This is a genomic window from Campylobacter coli, from assembly GCF_009730395.1.
In the GTDB taxonomy this organism is placed as follows: domain Bacteria; phylum Campylobacterota; class Campylobacteria; order Campylobacterales; family Campylobacteraceae; genus Campylobacter_D; species Campylobacter_D coli.
On the sequence record NZ_CP046317.1, the window covers coordinates 1,650,471 to 1,668,507 of the forward strand.

The window sequence follows — 18,037 nt, forward strand, 5'->3', positions numbered from 1 at the left end:
AAGAATATGTTAAAAAAAACAAAAATTTTTAACATATCTAGCTAATGTGTTAAAATTTCTAAAAATTTTTAACATTTATAAATTTCCTTTAAAAGCTTTATCTAGTAATGAATTTTTAAGCTCTTGCAAGTCTTTTATCTGTGCTTGATAGTTTTGCTTTAAATTTTTTACATGAGAAGAAAGCTCATCTAAATGCGAAGTGATTTGCTCTTGCTCTTTGATTGGGGGTAATGGGATTTGTAATTTAGAAAATTCAGTTTTATTTATAATTGGCAAAGTTGTTTGAGAAGCATTCTTTTTTAGAATTGTTTGAAAATAATTACTCAAACATACAAAAAATAAATACTTTGAAGTAAAAGCAGAATTTGGAATAATTGCGTTAATTTGTTGATTGCAACTTCCATTAACTCCACTTAATCCTACTTTCCCAATAGAAGCACCTATACAAACTACCAAAATTGTATCTTTTGGTAAATTTCTTGCATTGTCAAAGCCTAATTTTGATAAGTTATCACTAGCATATTTTATTATTATATCTCCATTTAAATCACTAGGCTTAAACAATGGATACTCATTTCCATAAAAATTAGGATTATTTTTACTAGGTGTTGTTCCGGTAATTATTTCTCCAATTTCCCCTAAGCTTTTCCATTCCCAACTTTGTGGGAGTTTGTAGTTTTCTTTGACATTGTCTTTTAAAGGATTGAAAGCTTTTTGTAAGGCGCTTTGCATTAACTCATCTAAATTTAGCAAATCCTGCTCTAAGATTTTTATACTCTCATCTATCTTTGCAAAACTCTCATCTAAAATTCCCACTATCCTTTCTTGTTCTTTTATGTTTTTTGGTAGGAGTATTTCGATTTGTTTGAGTTTTTGTTTATTTAATGTTTTGCCTTTTACCGCATTGTCAACATATTTTTCTAAATCTGTAAATTTTAAAACATAATCCAAAAAGTACTTATTAATATTTTTATTTTTGATGAAAATTGCCGCAATGGCTTCATTTGTATATAAATCGCACTCGGCAAATGCTGTTTTTCCTAATGTTAATTTAAAACTCATTAGCAAAGTTCCTTTGGGAACCACTTTCATGTTTGTCTTTGAAATTGCTTCATTTGAAATTTTTTCACTTGAAGAAGAAACAAATTTGCTTTTTAAATCTCTAATGCTTAGCCAAATATTTTCGCCTTGAAAAAAATCAATATTATTTCTAGATGGAGTTTTGCCTATTTGAATTTCAGCAATATCACCAAGCTTTTTAACTTCCCAACCTTGTGGTAAATTTGTCATTTGTTGCCTTTTTTCTATTTATTTACCTATACTTTCAACTAATGCTTTATATTGTTGTTTATCGTTTTGTTCTATTGTTTTTAAAATAAATTCAGCTATTTTTTTAGCTTCTTCTATATCAATAGGTTGCATTCCTCTGCTAAGTACTTCTCTTAAATGTGAATACTCATTTTGATATCTATTTATAACACCTGCTATTATTTTTTGATTTTCATCAATATCATCACTTTGATATGTATCATTAAAAAATCTTTTGATTAATTCTTTATCTAAACTCTTAATTTCATTTGGATATTTAAAAAATAAATAAATCTCAAGAAATTTTCTTAAATTATTTCCAAAATTATAAACAAGAGAAATTTTTAAATCTTCATTATATGTATCATCAATATTTTTAAACTTATAAATTTGTTCAAAAAGATAATTAAATTCTGTTGTATATCTTTCTAAACATTTAGGTAATTTTTTAATTTCACTTGTTTCTATACTTTTTTTAACACCCCTTTCAATAAAATAGTATTGTGGGAATTCGTACTTTTTTTTACTATTTTCATTTTGCTTAGGTTTGATTTTTTTTAACCTCTTCGTATATTTTAAAAAATCTAAATTGTGAGTAGATATAAAAAATTGCTTAAAAGAATCTTTTTCTACTATTTCATTTTCTATTAGAGAGAAAATAAAAAATATATGATTGTTATCAAGACTAGAGATAGGATCGTCTATCCATATTATAGGATTTTTATCTTTGGTGTTTGCATCTTCTAAACTTGCTACAAAATAGCAAAAGGCTACCAAGCTACACTCACCCTCGCTTAAATTCTTAGCTTGCTTGCCATTTCTTAAAATTTCAAATTCTCCATTTAATTGTCCTTTGTCATCTTTTTTTGCTTTTAACTCTAGCATATTATGCCCAAAATATGATTTTAAATATTTGTTTATATTGCTTGTAGAGGTTTCTAGATTACTAAGTTTTTCTTTATATTTTTCTATTTCAAGGTTGTAGTTATTTATTTCATTTTTTTCTGTCTCAATAGTACTTTGCATATTGCTTAGTTTTTGGCCTAAGTTTTTAATTTCATCTTGTTTAGCAAAACAATCACTATCTTTAGCAAATTTTGCTACTTCATTTAGTCTTAGTTTTTTTCTTGCTTCATCTTGCTTTGATAATAAATTTTTTGCGTATTCGTTATTTTCTTTACATAAATTTTCAATTTTATTTAATATCTGCAATATCTCATCTGAAAAATCATTTATGTTTTCTAATTTCATAGGGGTAAAAACATCTTTTTTCTTTTTTGTTAATTTTTTTTCTATTTTTAACAACTCTTCGTTGTAATTTGCAATACTTACTCCTAGCTGTTCTTTCAAGCCAATAAAAATATCTTTATAGTTAGAATAAAAATTTTCATATTCAATACCTAGCAATAATTTTTTTGATTCTAGCTTATAGCTTTCAAAATTATCTAGTAAATCTTTTAATTCTTTTTCAATTTGTTCTTTTTCTCCGCTATCATCTTTTATGTTATTTTCAATCCAAGCTATTCTTTCTAGTGTTAAAGGGTTATTGCAAAATTTACATTGCTGTGTAAATGAATGCTCTTTGTGAAATTCCAAACCCTCTTCTAGCCATTTTCTCAATTCGCTTGTTAAATTTTCTTTAATGATAACTTCTTTTTCAAGAATCTTTAATGAATATGTGAAAATACCTTGAAAATTATCTTTATTAAAAGTATTTTTGAAAATTATATTTTGTTTTTCTTTATCTTCTAAGATTTTTATAAGTCGATTTTGTTCTTCATTGTTAAGAATATAAGCATTTATATTATCTTTAATTTCTATTAAATCATTTTCTAAATTTCTTTTATCATAATTACTGCCCTGTTTTATTAAATTTGGTTCACTTTTTACTAACTTAGCTTTATCTATAAGCTTTTCGTTTAAAGTTTTTATTTTGGCTTGTTGTGTTTTAGAAATATTTTCCCGATTGGCTTGTATATCTTTTAATTTTTCATTTCTTGTTTTTAAAATTTCCTTTCTTTTTTCAATACTTTCTTTTATATCTTTTTGCTCCACACCTATACTTTTAAAACCTTTTATATTCCCTTTTTTATCATATAGATAATTTAAATTTTCCTTTACAAAATCACTATTATAAACTCTAATATCTAGATTAGAATTTATAACATCATTTTGGGTTAAAAAACTACCATCTTCTAGTTTTATTTTAAAATTTCCATCTAAAAAATCTTCATTATGTTTTTTAAGCTCAAAGCTTCTAGCTATCCTTGAAAGTGTCGTTTTACCTGAATAATTTCTGCCATAAAAAATATTGATTGTTTTAAATTCTTCAAGACCATTATCCCATGTAAAATTTTCATAAGAGCCAAAATTTATTTTATCAAATTTTAAGATTTTCATTTTTTACCTCGCATAAATTTCCCTTTGCAAATCATCTACGCTTTGCTTTAAATTCTCCACCCCGCCAAATTCACTGACTATTTCTTTTACATTGCCTAAAGAGCTAAGCTCTATCAAAGGAGCCAAGCTTCTATCAAAATCTTTTATGCCGTATTGCTGATATCTACCGAGTAAAAATTCTATGAATTTCAGAGCTTTTTCTTTTTGGAAGCGTTTTAAAAATTCACTCTTTTCTACTTGTAAAACGCGTTCTTGTCTTGTTTTGATCTCAGCATTAAAACTCAAATGTGCCAAAACATCATATATATCACAATCCTTTTTATCAAAAATTTCACCCAAATCTTTCAAGGCATTTTCATCCACTCCATCTTTTTCAAGGGTTTTTAAGAAATTCAGCCTAGTTTCTTGCTTGCTCCAAATTTCACGAAGTTTTACTTCATCGTCGTAGTATTCTGCTAGCTTGCCTATCAAAAATTCTAAAAATTCTTTAGTGCTAAGTGGTTTGCCATTACTTCCTAGATAGCTTGTGTTTATGTCAAGCACTTTGAGTTTTGTGCCTTTTAAATGCACGGTGATTGCTTTTTTGCTTTCTGTTTCTTTTGTTTTGTCTGATTCTTTTTTATTTTGCTTGCCCCAAATTTCGCTTTTATCTTCTTTATCTTCATCTTTGACTTGTTCGCCATCCCATTTTGGATCATAAAATAACTTTGTCGCACCTACAAAATCTATGATGGTAAAAAAGTCTTTTCCTTCATACACTCTAGTGCCTCGCCCTATGATTTGTTTAAATTCTATGATAGAGCCTATATTTGCCAAAAGTACTATATTGCGGACATTTCTAGCATCTACGCCTGTGGTTAGCATTTTAGAGCTTGTAAGGATTACAGGATAGCTTTTGTCATTGTCTTGAAATTGTTTTAAATATTCAAGTCCTATCTTACCCTCATCGCTCGTAACTCTTACACAATAATCATCTCTTTTAACACTTTTAAATTTATCAATAGCTCTTTTTATATCGCTTGCGTGAGCTTGATTGGCACAAAAGATGATGGTTTTATCCATAGGATCTATAAGTTTTAAAATTTCTTTAGCTAGAAAATCATTATATTGAGGTAGATGGATATTTCTTTCAAATTCACTCATTTTATAAAATCCTTTTTCTAGCTCTCCTTCTATGAGATCATCAGGATTATATACATAGCCTTCGCTAAGTGTGGTGGTGATGCGTTTTACCTTATAAGGGGTTAAAAATCCATCTTCTATACCCTCTTTTAGGCTATACTCATACGCACTTTCACCAAAATACCTGTAAGTGTCTACATTATCACTCTTTTTAGGTGTGGCAGTAAGTCCTAAATGAGTAGCTGATGAAAAGTGCTCTAGTACGCACGCCCAGTTTCCTTCTTCGTTTGCTCCGCCTCTGTGACACTCATCGATGATGATAAGGTCAAAAAAATCTTTTGGGTATTGTAGATAAAATTTGCTCTCTTGTTCTTCTTGGGTATTTTCTTGATCTTTAGAATTTGCAGCTAGACTTTGATAAATTCCAAAGAAAACATTTGCGTTGGTGATGATTTTTCCATCATTTTTTCTAATCTCTTCTGCGCTGATTACTTTACAATCGCTTTCTACTGCGTTAAATTCTCCCAAAGCTTGATCTCTTAAGCTCACTCTATCGCATAAAAACAATATTTTAGGTTTTTGGTCTTTGTTTTCTTTATTCCATCTTGCTTCAAGCAAACGATAACACAAAGCAAAAGCTATAGTCGTCTTACCTGTGCCGGTAGCAAGGGTAAGTAAAATTCTATCTTTACCATTGATTAAAGCTTCTATGACTTTATCTACGGCTATTTTTTGGTAGTATCTTAATGTTTTTTGAGGTATGTATAATTCTCTTTGAGTTAAAAGTTTGTATTGCCATTCTTTTAAATTTCCATAAACTCTTTGAAAAAGTTCGTTAGGGCTTGGAAAATTTTCTATATACTCACCCCTTGAAACCCTTAAATCATACTCATAAATTTTATCGCCATTAGTGCTATAAACAAAAGGCACATTTAAAGTTTTAGCGTATTCTATACCTTGAGATAAGCCATCTAAGGCGTCTTTGTTTTGTTTTTTAGCTTCTATGATGGCAAGATTGTTGTTTTGAAATTTGAGCAAATAATCTGCAAATTTTTTTTCAGCTCTTTTGTTGCCTATGAGTTTGCGTCCATCGGTGAAATAATAATTCCTTATGATATTTTCTTCACTCCAAGAACTAGCATAAAGCTTTGCGTCTATAAGCTTAACCCTTGTATCATCTTCTGAATATAAATTTTGCATTTTTACCCCAAAGTGAAATTAAATTTTGTAATTATAACATTTATAATAAATTTTTAAAAAATTTAATTTCCCTCTTGACTTATAGCTACTCTAATGTTTTATAATTTCAAAAATCAAAAAATAAGGAGAGAAAATGGACTCTAAAATCTTTTTAGAAAATGGTCGCATTCAAAGCAAGGGCTATGCTATGCTTAGCAAAGATGCGAAATTCACACCCTTTGAATTCACACGCCACGCTGTGGGTGATAATGATATTTTGATTAAAATTTTATACGCAGGAATTTGTCATAGCGACATCCACACTGCAAGAAGCGAGTGGGGAGAAGCTGTGTATCCTTGTGTGCCAGGGCATGAGATAGCAGGAGAAGTGATCGCAGTGGGTAAAAATGTGAGCAAATTTAAAGTAGGGGATTATGCAGGGGTTGGCTGTATGGTAAATTCATGCGGAGAATGCGAAGCATGTAAAAAGTCCCAAGAGCAATTTTGCGAAAAAGGACAAACCATCTATACTTACAATAGCTGCGATATTTTTCATGATAATGAAAACACCTATGGAGGCTACTCAAACAACATAGTCGTAAGTGAAAAATTTGCTGTTTGTGTGCCAAAAGATGCACCGATGGAAAAAGTCGCGCCTTTGCTTTGTGCAGGAATTACCACTTATTCTCCGCTTAAATTTTCAAACATTAAAGCTGGCTCAAGCGTAGCAGTAGCAGGATTTGGCGGACTTGGTATGATGGCGGTTAAATATGCTGTGAAAATGGGTGCAAAAGTAAGTGTTTTTGCTAGAAATGAAAACAAAAAAGCCGATGCTTTGGCTATGGGCGTGAGTTCTTTTTATACAAGCACAGATAAAAATGCTGTAAAAGAACGCTTTGATCTTATCATTTCTACCATCCCAACTCCTTATGATCCTAGTGCTTATATGGATTTGCTTAAATTTGGCGGTGAAATGGCGATAGTGGGTTTGCCACCTCACGAAGTTGCTCCAAGTATCAGCGTGATAACCTTTGTGCATAAAGCGGGTAAAAAAGTCTATGGTTCACTAATCGGCGGAATCGCAGAAACTCAAGAAATGCTTGATTTTTCTTTAAAGCATAAAATTTACCCTGAAACCGAACTCATCACTTCAAAAGATATCGACAAAGCTTATGAAAATCTCACTTCAGGAAAAGCAAAATTCCGCTATGTGATCGATATGAGAGATGAGTAATTAATACTTATCAAAAACTATATCGCTAATGTCAAAACCTTTTTGCTTAGCGATATCTAAAAGTTTATCTATCTCTTTTTTATCGATGATTTTTCTAGATAAAATCCAAAGATACTCTTTATCAGGACTTCCAACGACAGCGACTTCATAGTTTGTGTCTATAAAGAGAATTTCATAATTTGTTTTATTAAAGAAATTCATAAAAATGCTAAATTTCACCGATAAAGCTCTTGGGGATTTTACTTTGGCTTTGCCTTGTACTTGCGAAACCTCTCCATCTTTTTTAACACAGATATTTTTTATATTTACAACAGGGGTAGAGCCTTCGTATTCTAGTTGATATTCAGCTTTAGACTGAACGCAAGATTTTTGAAAAAATGCAGGTTTTCTAGCCATTTCAAGCCAAGTTCCCATATATTTTTCTAAATTAACATCTCCTATAAGTTCTATCATGATATCCTCCTTTTGTTTTTTGAAATATTCTTTATATCTGATTAAATCATCACTTTATGTATTGACATTATAACTTGCATAAATTAAAATTGCGAGTTTAATTTTTCGAAAAAGGTTTTTTTAATGCAACAATCAAGTATAACTATAAACAATACTTATCAAATCAAGATCTTAATCACGCTTTGTCTAGGTGTGTTTGGGCTTATCAGTATGGAGCTTGGGGTGATGGGGATCATACCGCTTATATCGGAGAAATTTGGCGTGAGTGTTAGTGATGCGGGGTGGAGTGTGAGTATATTTGCACTTATTGTAATGTGCTGTGCGCCTATAGCACCTATGCTTTGTGCGAATTTTAATCCTAAAAAGCTTATGTTATTTTGCTTGGCTATTTTTTCTCTTAGCTCTTTGGCAAGCATGTTTGTAAATGATTTTTGGCTTCATTTGATCTTAAGAGCTATCCCTGCTTTTTTTCATCCTATTTATCTTGCACTTGCTTTTAGCACAGCCGCAAATTTAGCAGATGATAAAAGTAAAGTACCCCATATAGTCGCAAAGATTTTTATGGCTATTAGCGCAGGTTTGGTTCTTGGTGTGCCCCTTAGTAGTTATTTTGGTGGGAATTTTAGCTTTGAAATGGCGATGGCTTTTTATGTGGTGATCAATTCTTTAGCGTTTTTTATCACTTTGTTTTTTATGCCTGAATTTAAAAAGACAAGTAGGATAAAGGTAGGAAAACAGCTTTTAAGTCTAAGATATGCGCTTTTGTGGATTTCTATGCTTGCTGTTTTTTGTATTTCGACTGGATATTTAGGATTTTATTCTTATTATTCTGAATTTTTATTTAGCGTGAGTAAAATGAGCTTTACAAATATCAGTTTAGCACTTTTTATTTATGGTTTTGCAAGTATTATTGGTAATAATATCGCAGGAAAAACTTTAGTCAATCACTCAAATCAAACGCTTATATTTGCTTCTATAGCAATGATTTTGATATATGCTTTGATTTTTGTAAATGCAGCGCAATTTGCAATCATGCTTACATTAAGTTTGATTTTGGGAATTGTAAATGGAGCTATGAATAATGCAATGCATTATATCATCACTTTTCCTTTCCCTAGGGCAAAAGATTTTACCAATGGGCTTTTTATAAGTGTTTCAAATATTTCTATCAGCGTAGGTGCTACTCTTTGTGGCTTAGTCATTTCTATAAAAGAAACTAAATACATTGCGATAAGTTCTATCATCATGGTGGGCTTAGGGCTTATTTTGGTATTGGTTAGAATGAGATTAGAAGATAAAAAATTAAAAATTTAATTATAAAGGAGAAAAGATGAAAAATATACTTTTATTAAATGGAGCAAAAAGTTTCGGACATTCAGGCGGCAAGCTCAATGATACTTTGCATGAAGTAGCAAAAGAAAGCCTTTTAAATTTAGGATTAAAGGTCGATGAAACGCATATCGATAAGGGTTATGATATAGAAAATGAAGTTGCAAAGATACTTAATGCCGATGCGATCATCTATCAAATGCCAGGATGGTGGATGGGTGAGCCTTGGATAGTGAAAAAATACATTGATGAGGTTTTTACCGCAGGACATGGAAAATTTTATGCAAATGATGGTAGAAGTAGAGAAGATGCAAGTAAAAAATATGGCAGTGGCGGACTTGTAAATAATAAAAAATATATGTTTAGCCTTACTTGGAATGCACCGCTTGAAGCTTTTAATGATAAAGAGCAGTTTTTTGAAGGTGTGGGCGTGGATGGAGTGTATTTGCATTTGCATAAAGCAAATCAGTTTTTAGGTATGAAGCCTTTGCCGACTTTTATTTGCAATGATGTGATGAAAAATCCACAAGTAGAAAAATACATCGAGGATTATAAAGCGCATTTGCAAAAAGTGTTTAGCTAAGCTAAATAGCAAATGTAAATTTTGCACCATTTCATAGATGATTTTAAATAAACATTAATTCATGCTGGGTTATTATTTAACCTAGCATTTTGATATCATAAAAACATTCTTATTTATTTCAAAGGTAGTATAAATGGATCGTTCAAAATATTTATTTATCTTGCTTGTTATTGCTATGTTTTTATGGGGTTCTTCATGGCCGACATCTAAGATTTTGGCGAACTATACAGATACTTCTATTATTACCTTCTGGCGTTTTTTCTTTGTTGTATTGGGTTCATTTTTTGTTTTAAGCTTTTTAAAAATTCCTCTTAGACTTGAAAAAAATGCTTTAAAATGGGTCTTGATAGCAGGAGTTTTAAATGGACTTTATGCCTTTGTATTTTTTATCGCTATAAAGCATGGTTTAGCAGGTAAAGGAGGGGTTTTAGTAACCACTATGATCCCTATATTTTCTTATTTGATATTTGTGATAGCGATATTCTTTCAAAAAGATAAAAAATCAACTCACAAGATCACAAAGAGTGAAATTCTAGGCTTATTTTTGGGTTTGATTTCAGGGCTTTGTTTGCTAAATTTAGGCTCTATGGAAGAGCTTTTGGGTAAGTTTAATGCTTTGTTTTTAAGCTGTGCTTTTATATGGGCTTTAATGGCTGTTTTTACTCATAAAGCAAAAGGAACTCATCCTTTGGCGATCAATTTTTATATCAATCTTATGTCATTATTGATGTTTTCATGGGTGTTGTTTGATCTTAAAAGTTATGAGATCTTTCAATTTGATTTTAAATTTTGGATCAATCTTTTTGTGGTGGCTTTTTTATCTACGGTGGTAGGTACGAGTATATATTATTATGGAATTCATATTTTAGGAAGTGTAAAAGCAAATTCTTTTGTTTTAATCACTCCTGCAAGTGCTTTGATTTGTAGCTTTTTTATCTTAGATGAAGTGCCTACTATACTTACTTTAATAGGCTGTGTTTTAGCGATTTTTGCTATATATTTTATCAATATTTATGGCAAGAAAAAATCCTAAGATTTTAAAGATGAATTTAAAATATCGCTTATAAACATATGCCCTGGCGCATGGGTAATCACAAAAGGCAATTTTGCTTTCATTATCACATTTTGTGGAGTTACTCCGCAAGCCCAAAATACAGGAATTTCGCCTTCTTTTATAATAGGATCATCACCAAAATCAGCTTTTAAAATATTATTTATACCAATTTCCTTAGCATTGCCAATTTGCACAGGAGCTCCGTGAACCAAAGGAAAATTAGCAGTGATTTCTTTAGCTTTTTTGGCATTATCAGGAGTAAAGGGACGCATGGAAACAACCATTTCACCGCTAAAAACTCCTACACTTTTGCAAGCAATATTGGTTTTATACATTGGCACATTGCATTTATTGCTAATATGTCTTATTTCTAAGCCTTTTTCAAGTAAAGCTTCTTCAAAAGAAAAGCTACAACCCAGTAAAAAACCTATCAAATCATCGTTATAATACTCGCTTATATCGTAAGCTTCTTTAGTTTTTATCCCATTTTCATAGATAAAATATTTTGGAATATCGGTGTAAATATTTGCATTTTTGGCAATTTTTTGAGTAAATTTACCATGTACTATTTCTAAAAGTGGGCAGGGTTTCGGATTAAGCATACAAAAGGTTTGAAAGTCTTTAGCGTATTCTTTGGGTAAAATCACCAAATTTGCTTGTGCGTAGCCTAAGGCCATGCCTGAAGTTTGTTCTTTTATCTCACCTTTTGCGATTTTTTCTCTTAGTTCTTTTGGATTCATCTTTATCCTTAAATCAAATTTTCAAAATCAAGATTGATTTTTTTATCCAAAGTCTTAAATTTTTCTTCCCTTTGTTTATAAAGTTCTAAAGCATTTTGCATGCTAATGTTTTCAAATTTAAAATTTGTTCCTAATTTCGCTTGTGCAAGCAAAGGCAAGTCATTTTCTATAACAGAGGCTATTTTTGTATAACCTCCAGTGCTTTGTCTTCCTGCCATTAAAATGATAGGTAGGCCATTTTTTGGCACTTGAATACTTCCAAAAACCGCAGGATCTGAAATAATATCGGCTGAATTTTTATGTTCTATCGTAGTTTTAGCTTCTGCATAAATTGCCATTCTATCGCTTTTTAAGCCTATTTTATAACTAGTATTTAAAAAGGTATTTAAGCCATTTTGCGTAAAAGCATCATCATTTGTGCCTAAAATAACACGGATAGTGGGTTCTTTAGCAAATTGAAAAACAGGATTTTCGCATTCTCTTTTTGATAGATTAAAGGGGATAAAGCTGTTATTTAGTTCTAATACATCATCCTTTTGCAAAGCTCTTCCATTAAATACCCCAACACCCATTTTTACATCGCTTGATTTTGAATTTAAAAAGCTTTTTATCTTAAATCCACCCGCTACGCATAGATAGCCTCGAAAACCTATTTTTGCTAAACCAAGTTCTAAAATATCACCCTTTTTTGCTTGATAAACTTTGCAAGTTTGAATTTTTTTATTATTTAATTTAGCTTCAAATTCTGCCCCGCTTAATACAAAATAGCTTTCATCTAAAAATTCGTATTTTCCACCCTTTAAACAAAGCTCAAGTCCTGCTTCATCTTGTTTATTTCCAAGTAAGATATTTGCAATCCTTAAAGAAAGTTCATCCATCACACCGCTTCTTGCTATGCCTAATTTAGCATAATTTTTACGCCCAAGATCTTGTATGGTGGAATTTATAGAAGCTTCAATGACTTTTATACTCATAAATTTCCTTTTGATAAGCCTTTTTTAAAACTTGTTCTTTAATATCGTAAAATTCATCTTTTGAAATGGCCTTAAATTTTAAAAGCATTCCCGCTTTTAAAAGTGTAGGATTTTTCTCATCCTCTTTGTTAAAAAATTCCAAAGGAGTTCTAGCAATGATTTGCCAACCGCCTGGGCTTGAAATCGGATAAACTCCTGTTTGCTTATCGGCAATACCTACACTTCCTGCCTCAATTTTAGTTCTAGGGCTTGCAAGTCTTGGGGTAAAAAGTCTTTCATCAAGTCCTCCAAGATAGGGAAAACCTGCCATAAATCCTAGCATAAAAACAAGATAATAGGGTTTTGTGTGAAGATTTATCAATTCTTCCTTGGAAAGATTGTGATATTTGCATACAAATTCTAAATCAAGCCCAAATTCTTCATCATAACAAAGTGGAACTTTAATACAGAGATTGGATTTTTTCTCCGTTATTTTAATATCCTTTTTGATTTTTTCCAAAAAATCAAGTAAAGAATTTAAGGATAATACGCAAGGATTAAAATAAATAAGCAAGCTAGAATAAGCACTTACAAGCTCATCTATGCCATAAATTTCATTTTCATTTATGCCTTTTTGAATTCTAGCTTCTGTACTTAAAACCAAAGCATTAATTTGAGGTGAAATTTCTTGTTTAAAGCGCAAAAGCACCGCTTTACTTCCACTAAAATGTACGCTAAACATTTTACATTAACTTTATCATAGAAAGTACAGATAAATAAGACATCAAAGCCACGATCAAAAGCCCAAAAGCACTCATCCATTTAGGATGTTTATAGTCTCCAACTACGCTTTTTTTATGCGCTGCAATTATCATTATAAATAGGGTAACAGGCAAAATCCAACCATTGATCGTCCCAACGATGATTAATATACTTGCAGGAGATTTTCCAAGTATATAAAAAACTAAAGTTGAAACAATAATGAAAAAAATTACCACAAAGCGGTTATATTTTTCAATCCAAGGGTGAAAGGATCTTATAAAAGATACAGAAGTGTAAGCAGCCCCGATAACTGATGAAATAGCAGCTAAAAATAGTACTACGCCAAAGATTTTTAAGCCCAAATCCCCTAAAGCATGATGAAATACTGAACCAGCAGGATTTTCTTTATCCAGTATAAAACCAGAACTAACTACTCCTAAAACTGCTAAAAACAAAATCACACGCATGATTCCTGTGATGATGATTCCGCTTACTGCAGCTTTATTAATATAGTTTAAATTTTCTTTTCCATAAAGCTTTGCATCTATAAGTCTGTGCGCGCCTGAAAATACTATATATCCACCCACTGTTCCGCCTACTAAGGTTACTATAGAAATAACATCAATTTGTGTAGGTATAAAGGTTCTAAAAAGAGCTTCGCCAATGGGAGGTTTTGAAGCAAAGGCTACATAAGCAGTAAGTACAATCATCACAAAACCTGCTAAAACGATGAATTTATCCATCAATTCCCCAGCTTTTTTAAAGATAAAAATACCAATAGCGATAATAGCGCTAATAACTGCTGCATTTTCTACGCTAATACCTAATACTATATTTAATCCAAGCCCAGCTCCTGCTATGTTTCCTATATTGAAGAAAAAGCCACCTAGTGCAATTAAAAAAGCTACAAAATAGCCCAAATTGGGTAAAACCATATTGGCTACTTCAGTTCCTCTTTTTCCACTTATCCCTATAATGCGCCAAATATTAAGCTGTGCTCCTATATCCAAAATAATAGAAACAAGTATTACAAAACCAAAACTAGCCAATAAGCTTCCTGTAAATGTTGCTGTTTGGGTTAAAAATCCAGGGCCAATAGCAGAGGTTGCCATCAAAAAAGCAGCGCCCAAAAGAGCGGTTTTGTTTATCATTTTTATCCTTTCTTATAGTTTTTAATTTATAAAATCATTTAAGGCTTTTATTTGAATTTGTTCTTTTGTTAAATTTTCTTTGATTTTTTTAACAAATTCTAATGCTTTTATACCATCTCCATGCACGCAAATACTATCAGCTTTTAAATCAATTTCTTTGCCATTTATGCTTGTAACTTTGCTTTCTTTTATCATTTTTATCACGCGTTTGATGGCTAAATTTTCATCGTGTATTAACGCTCCTTCTAATTTTCTTGAAACTAAAGTGCCATCATCATTATAGGCACGATCTGCAAAAACTTCATTAGCATATCTTAAACCTTTTTTCTTAGCTGCTTCATTCATAGCAGAATTACTAAGCCCTAGAAAAATAATATTTTCATCAAAACTCGCCACTGCCTCACAAAGTGCTAAAGCTAAATTTTCATCAAGGACTGCCATATTATAAAGTGCTCCATGAGCTTTAAAATGCTGTATTTTCATATCTTTTGCTTTGGCAAAGCCAAATAAAGCTCCTAGTTGATACAAGGCATAGTTTTTAGCCTCTTCAAAGCTTATTTGCATATCGCGTCTTCCAAAACCCAAAAGATCAGGATAAGAGGGATGTGCTCCTATGCAAACATTATTTTGCTTGGCTAAGTTTAAGGTTTTATCCATCACGCAAGGATCACCCGCATGAAAACCACAAGCGACATTTACTGAACTTACAAATTTTAAAATTTCTTCATCCATTCCCATTTTATAGACGCCAAAGCTTTCTCCTAGATCACTATTTAAATCTACTTTAAACATTTTTTACCTTATTTGTTTAATATAATCTTAACTTTTATTGTATCTTTTTTTAACCAGACTAAGAATGATATTTTTTTAAAAAAATGTAAATTTTATAAAAAAATATAAAATTTATTACAAATTGTAATAAATATGAAATTAATAAATATGTTATAATTTAACTATAAAAATATTTTAAGAAATCAAAACAATGCAAGAAAATACTCAAAGACATATACAAAATATAAAAATATCAGCTCTAAGCGGTGTGGGAATAATTTTTATGCTGATATATTTTTTATCCTCTTTTTTTATCATTGTTGTATTTAAAATGAAAAAGATAAAATGAGTTTTTAAGCAAGGAAATTCCTTGCTTGAATTTAATCTTTTCTTGTTTTTGCATCCACTATAAATAAAGGTTTGTTAAGAAGTTTAAACTCACTGATAACATTCAAAGTCTTATCGCTTGTTACCCATTTGATAAATTTGCTAGCCTCTGTGTAATTTACATTTTTACAATGCTTTGGATTTGTAGCGATTATAGAGTAGAAATTTTTAAGATTGTCATCGCCTTCATTTACGATCACTAAATTAGGATTGCCTTTTTCATTGGCTTCGTATTTGATATAAGTGCCACGATCGGTTAAAATCACGCCTTTTTTTTCTTCTGCGATTTTGATACTTGCTAACATTCCTTGTCCGCTTTGTTGATACCAGCTTTCTTTTTCGGGTACACCACCAAGATCTTTCCAAAGAGCTTTTTCTTTGTTATCAGTGCCTGATTTATCGCCTCTTGAAATGAAAGTAAGTTTTTCATTTTTGATAAGTTCTAGGCTTTCTTTTAAAGTTTTATCTTTAAATTTAGGAGCTAAAGATTTATCTGCGATAATGATAAAATCATTATACATTACAGGCGTTCTATCTACGCCAAAACCTTTGCTCACAAAGTCTTTTTCTGCTTTTGGAGAATGCACAAAAAGCACATCAGCATTGCAATCTTCACCCATTTTTAAAGCCGCACCCGTTCCTACAGCGACCCATTTTAAGGTATTGCCACTTTCTTTTTCATAGAGCGGTTTTAAAGCATCTAAAAGTCCTGTGTTATCGGTGCTTGTTGTAGTTGCCATTCTAAGTTCTGCTGCGCTTGCACTTAAGGCTAAGGCAAGAGCTAAAGAAATGATTTTTTTCATTTTGTCTCCTAATTAAAATTTTACTTAAAAAATATTGTAACATAATTATGCTAAAATTACTTATTTAAAATAAGGAAACTTTTTGGATTATATCTTAGAAGGCTTTACTCAAGCTCTATTTTTGCTTTTTAACGCTGATGAAAGCGTTATTTCTGCAATCAAAACAACACTTTTTAGCTCCAGCATTTCTATCGTTTTATCTTTGATTGTAGGTTTTCCTTTGGGCTTTGCTTTAGGTTTTTTTGAATTTAAATTGAAGCGTTTTATAAAACTTATAGTTGATACCAGTCTTTCTTTTCCTACGGTTGCGGTTGGGCTTATACTTTATGCTTTGATTTCAAGCAGAGGGCCTTTGGGGGATTTAGGCTTGCTTTTTACTGTAAAAGCATTGATTTTAGGGCAGTTTGTTTTAGCTCTTCCTATTGTTATCGCACTTTTTTCTAATTTGATAGAAAATATGAATAAAAAGCATTTTTTACTCATCAAATCTTTACATTTAAGCCCTTTAAAGCTTGTGATGACTATCATTTATGAGTTGCGTTTTGCTCTAGTAAGCGTTGTGGCTTTAGCTTATGGCAGGATAGTTGCTGAAGTAGGAGTAGCGATGATAGTGGGTGGAAATATCAAATACGATACTAGAACTATTACCACAGCCATTTCCCTTGAAACCAACAAAGGTGAATTTGCTAGCGGTATTGCTCTTGCTTTAGTTTTGATTTTCATCGCTTTTATTTTAAATTTTATTATACACAAACTCAAAAGATATTAAATGATAGAACTTTGTAATTTTAAATTTAATTATGGACAAAAAAATATTTTAAATATCAAACACTTATGTTTAGATACTGATAAAATCAGTATTTTAATGGGTTCAAATGGAAGTGGAAAATCTACACTTTTAAGAATACTCAAATTTCTTGAAGGAGAATTTGATAATATCACTTATTTTGGCAATAAGCATTTAAATTCAGATGAAAAACGCCAAATTTACTTACTATTTCCCGAGCCTGTCTTTTTAAATCGCAGTGTAGAAAAAAATTTTTATTTTTTGTTAAAAACTTATAAATTAGACAGCAAAGAGATTAAAAAACGCCTTAATGAGGTTTTAAATTTACTTGAAATTGATAGAAGTTTGTTAAAAAAATATCCTAGCGAGCTTTCATCTGGACAAGGGCAAAAAATAGCATTTGCTTTAGCTTTAAGTGTTAGAGCGAAGTATTATTTACTTGATGAGCCAAGTGCTTTTTTGGATAAAGATACGATGATATTGTTTAAAAAAGCTATTTTATATATGCAAAAAACATACAAAAGTGGTTTTTTAATCGCTAGTCATGATAAAAATTTCTTAGACTCTTTGGCGCAAAAAAAATATTATTTGCATGCAGGAGAGATTTTAGAATTTGAAAATACAAATATTTTTGAACTCGAAAACAAAGGTGTGAATTTTAGTAATTTTATAGATTTTAGTATGTGTAAAAACTATATTTGCAAAGATGAAATTTCAAACAAAATAGCTATCGATCCTTATAAAATTTCTTTTTTATATCCTGATGATTTTTCCAAACAAACATTTGATTTTATACTTCAAAAATGTATCATCATAGCACTTAGAACAAGAAAAGAATTTGTTTTTATCAGAGTGGAGTGTGGAGGTAAAATTTTAGAATTTGCCTTAGAATCAGAGCGATTTAAACAAGAAAAACTAAGCTTGTATCAAGAACTTTGCTTAGTTTTTAATGAAGAGGCTATTTGTTTCTTAAATTAACATAATTTAGAAATGTTTTCTTTAATTTATTACAAATATTCAC

16 protein-coding genes are annotated in these 18,037 nt (G+C 30.8%); 6 read left to right on the top strand and 10 right to left on the bottom strand.

Translation table 11 applies throughout. From position 1 onward, the window contains the following. Positions 1 to 75: 75 nt before the first annotated feature. From FOC43_RS08450 to hsdR, 3 genes are read right to left on the bottom strand one after another with little or no spacing between them, the layout of a single operon-like run. On the bottom strand, positions 76 to 1,290 hold the full coding sequence (locus tag FOC43_RS08450; RefSeq protein ID WP_004284382.1) for a restriction endonuclease subunit S: 1,215 nt from the start codon (positions 1,288 to 1,290) through the stop codon (positions 76 to 78). An 18-nt stretch (positions 1,291 to 1,308) separates the two neighbouring features. Further along, the gene (locus FOC43_RS08455) at positions 1,309 to 3,708 is read right to left on the bottom strand and encodes an AAA family ATPase (RefSeq protein WP_004284380.1); all 2,400 of its coding nucleotides are present in this window, start codon (positions 3,706 to 3,708) and stop codon (positions 1,309 to 1,311) included. Positions 3,709 to 3,711: 3 nt separating this feature from the next. Beyond that, entirely contained in the window at positions 3,712 to 6,030 is a 2,319-nt protein-coding gene (gene hsdR / locus FOC43_RS08460) for an EcoAI/FtnUII family type I restriction enzme subunit R (RefSeq protein ID WP_004284379.1), read from the bottom strand. Positions 6,031 to 6,163: 133 nt separating this feature from the next. Here hsdR and FOC43_RS08465 point away from each other — a divergent pair, with 133 nt between their 5' ends. Further along, a complete protein-coding gene (locus tag FOC43_RS08465; protein WP_002784160.1) occupies positions 6,164 to 7,243 on the top strand; it encodes an NAD(P)-dependent alcohol dehydrogenase in 1,080 nt (359 codons plus the stop codon). On the opposite strand, the gene FOC43_RS08470 is transcribed toward FOC43_RS08465, so the two are convergent. After that, on the bottom strand, positions 7,244 to 7,696 hold the full coding sequence (locus FOC43_RS08470) for a lipocalin family protein (RefSeq protein WP_004284376.1): 453 nt from the start codon (positions 7,694 to 7,696) through the stop codon (positions 7,244 to 7,246). It abuts the gene before it with no gap. A gap of 123 nt (positions 7,697 to 7,819) precedes the next feature. Between FOC43_RS08470 and FOC43_RS08475 the strand changes: the two genes are divergently transcribed. The 3 genes from FOC43_RS08475 (at position 7,820) to FOC43_RS08485 (ending at position 10,641) form a co-directional block, all read left to right on the top strand. Next, the gene (locus tag FOC43_RS08475; RefSeq protein WP_002778496.1) at positions 7,820 to 9,010 is read left to right on the top strand and encodes an MFS transporter; all 1,191 of its coding nucleotides are present in this window, start codon (positions 7,820 to 7,822) and stop codon (positions 9,008 to 9,010) included. A gap of 16 nt (positions 9,011 to 9,026) precedes the next feature. Continuing rightward, positions 9,027 to 9,608 carry an NAD(P)H-dependent oxidoreductase gene (locus tag FOC43_RS08480; RefSeq protein WP_002806425.1) on the top strand — a complete coding sequence of 194 codons (582 nt, stop codon included), beginning with the start codon at positions 9,027 to 9,029 and terminating at the stop codon, positions 9,606 to 9,608. Between the two features lie 133 nt (positions 9,609 to 9,741). Continuing rightward, entirely contained in the window at positions 9,742 to 10,641 is a 900-nt protein-coding gene (locus FOC43_RS08485) for a DMT family transporter (protein WP_002785820.1), read from the top strand. Here FOC43_RS08485 and FOC43_RS08490 read toward each other — a convergent pair. From FOC43_RS08490 to tupA, 6 genes are all read right to left on the bottom strand, one after another. Then, positions 10,638 to 11,402: a putative hydro-lyase gene (locus FOC43_RS08490; RefSeq protein ID WP_002785821.1), complete on the bottom strand. Its 765-nt coding sequence runs from the start codon at positions 11,400 to 11,402 to the stop codon at positions 10,638 to 10,640. The genes FOC43_RS08485 and FOC43_RS08490 overlap by 4 nt on opposite strands. An 8-nt stretch (positions 11,403 to 11,410) precedes the next feature. Further along, entirely contained in the window at positions 11,411 to 12,376 is a 966-nt protein-coding gene (locus FOC43_RS08495) for a 5-oxoprolinase subunit C family protein (protein ID WP_002790390.1), read from the bottom strand. Beyond that, positions 12,357 to 13,097, bottom strand: coding sequence for a 5-oxoprolinase subunit PxpB (gene pxpB, locus FOC43_RS08500; protein ID WP_002787656.1), 741 nt, complete (start codon positions 13,095 to 13,097; stop codon positions 12,357 to 12,359). Before pxpB ends, FOC43_RS08495 begins: the two co-directional genes overlap by 20 nt. A 1-nt stretch (position 13,098) precedes the next feature. Further along, positions 13,099 to 14,268 (bottom strand): NRAMP family divalent metal transporter, encoded by a 1,170-nt coding sequence (locus tag FOC43_RS08505; RefSeq protein WP_002781022.1) that lies wholly within the window; start codon positions 14,266 to 14,268, stop codon positions 13,099 to 13,101. A 21-nt stretch (positions 14,269 to 14,289) separates the two neighbouring features. Next, the gene (locus tag FOC43_RS08510; protein ID WP_002826885.1) at positions 14,290 to 15,060 is read right to left on the bottom strand and encodes a LamB/YcsF family protein; all 771 of its coding nucleotides are present in this window, start codon (positions 15,058 to 15,060) and stop codon (positions 14,290 to 14,292) included. 359 nt (positions 15,061 to 15,419) lie between these two features. Next, the gene (gene tupA / locus FOC43_RS08515; RefSeq protein ID WP_002787659.1) at positions 15,420 to 16,229 is read right to left on the bottom strand and encodes a tungstate ABC transporter substrate-binding protein TupA; all 810 of its coding nucleotides are present in this window, start codon (positions 16,227 to 16,229) and stop codon (positions 15,420 to 15,422) included. An 82-nt stretch (positions 16,230 to 16,311) separates the two neighbouring features. On the opposite strand from tupA, the gene tupB reads away from it, so the two are divergent. Together tupB and tupC are read left to right on the top strand one after the other, a co-directional pair. After that, positions 16,312 to 16,998, top strand: coding sequence for a tungstate ABC transporter permease TupB (tupB, locus tag FOC43_RS08520; RefSeq protein WP_002779509.1), 687 nt, complete (start codon positions 16,312 to 16,314; stop codon positions 16,996 to 16,998). Next, on the top strand, positions 16,999 to 17,994 hold the full coding sequence (gene tupC, locus FOC43_RS08525; protein ID WP_002787662.1) for a tungstate ABC transporter ATP-binding protein TupC: 996 nt from the start codon (positions 16,999 to 17,001) through the stop codon (positions 17,992 to 17,994). The last annotated feature ends 43 nt before the right edge of the window (positions 17,995 to 18,037 follow it).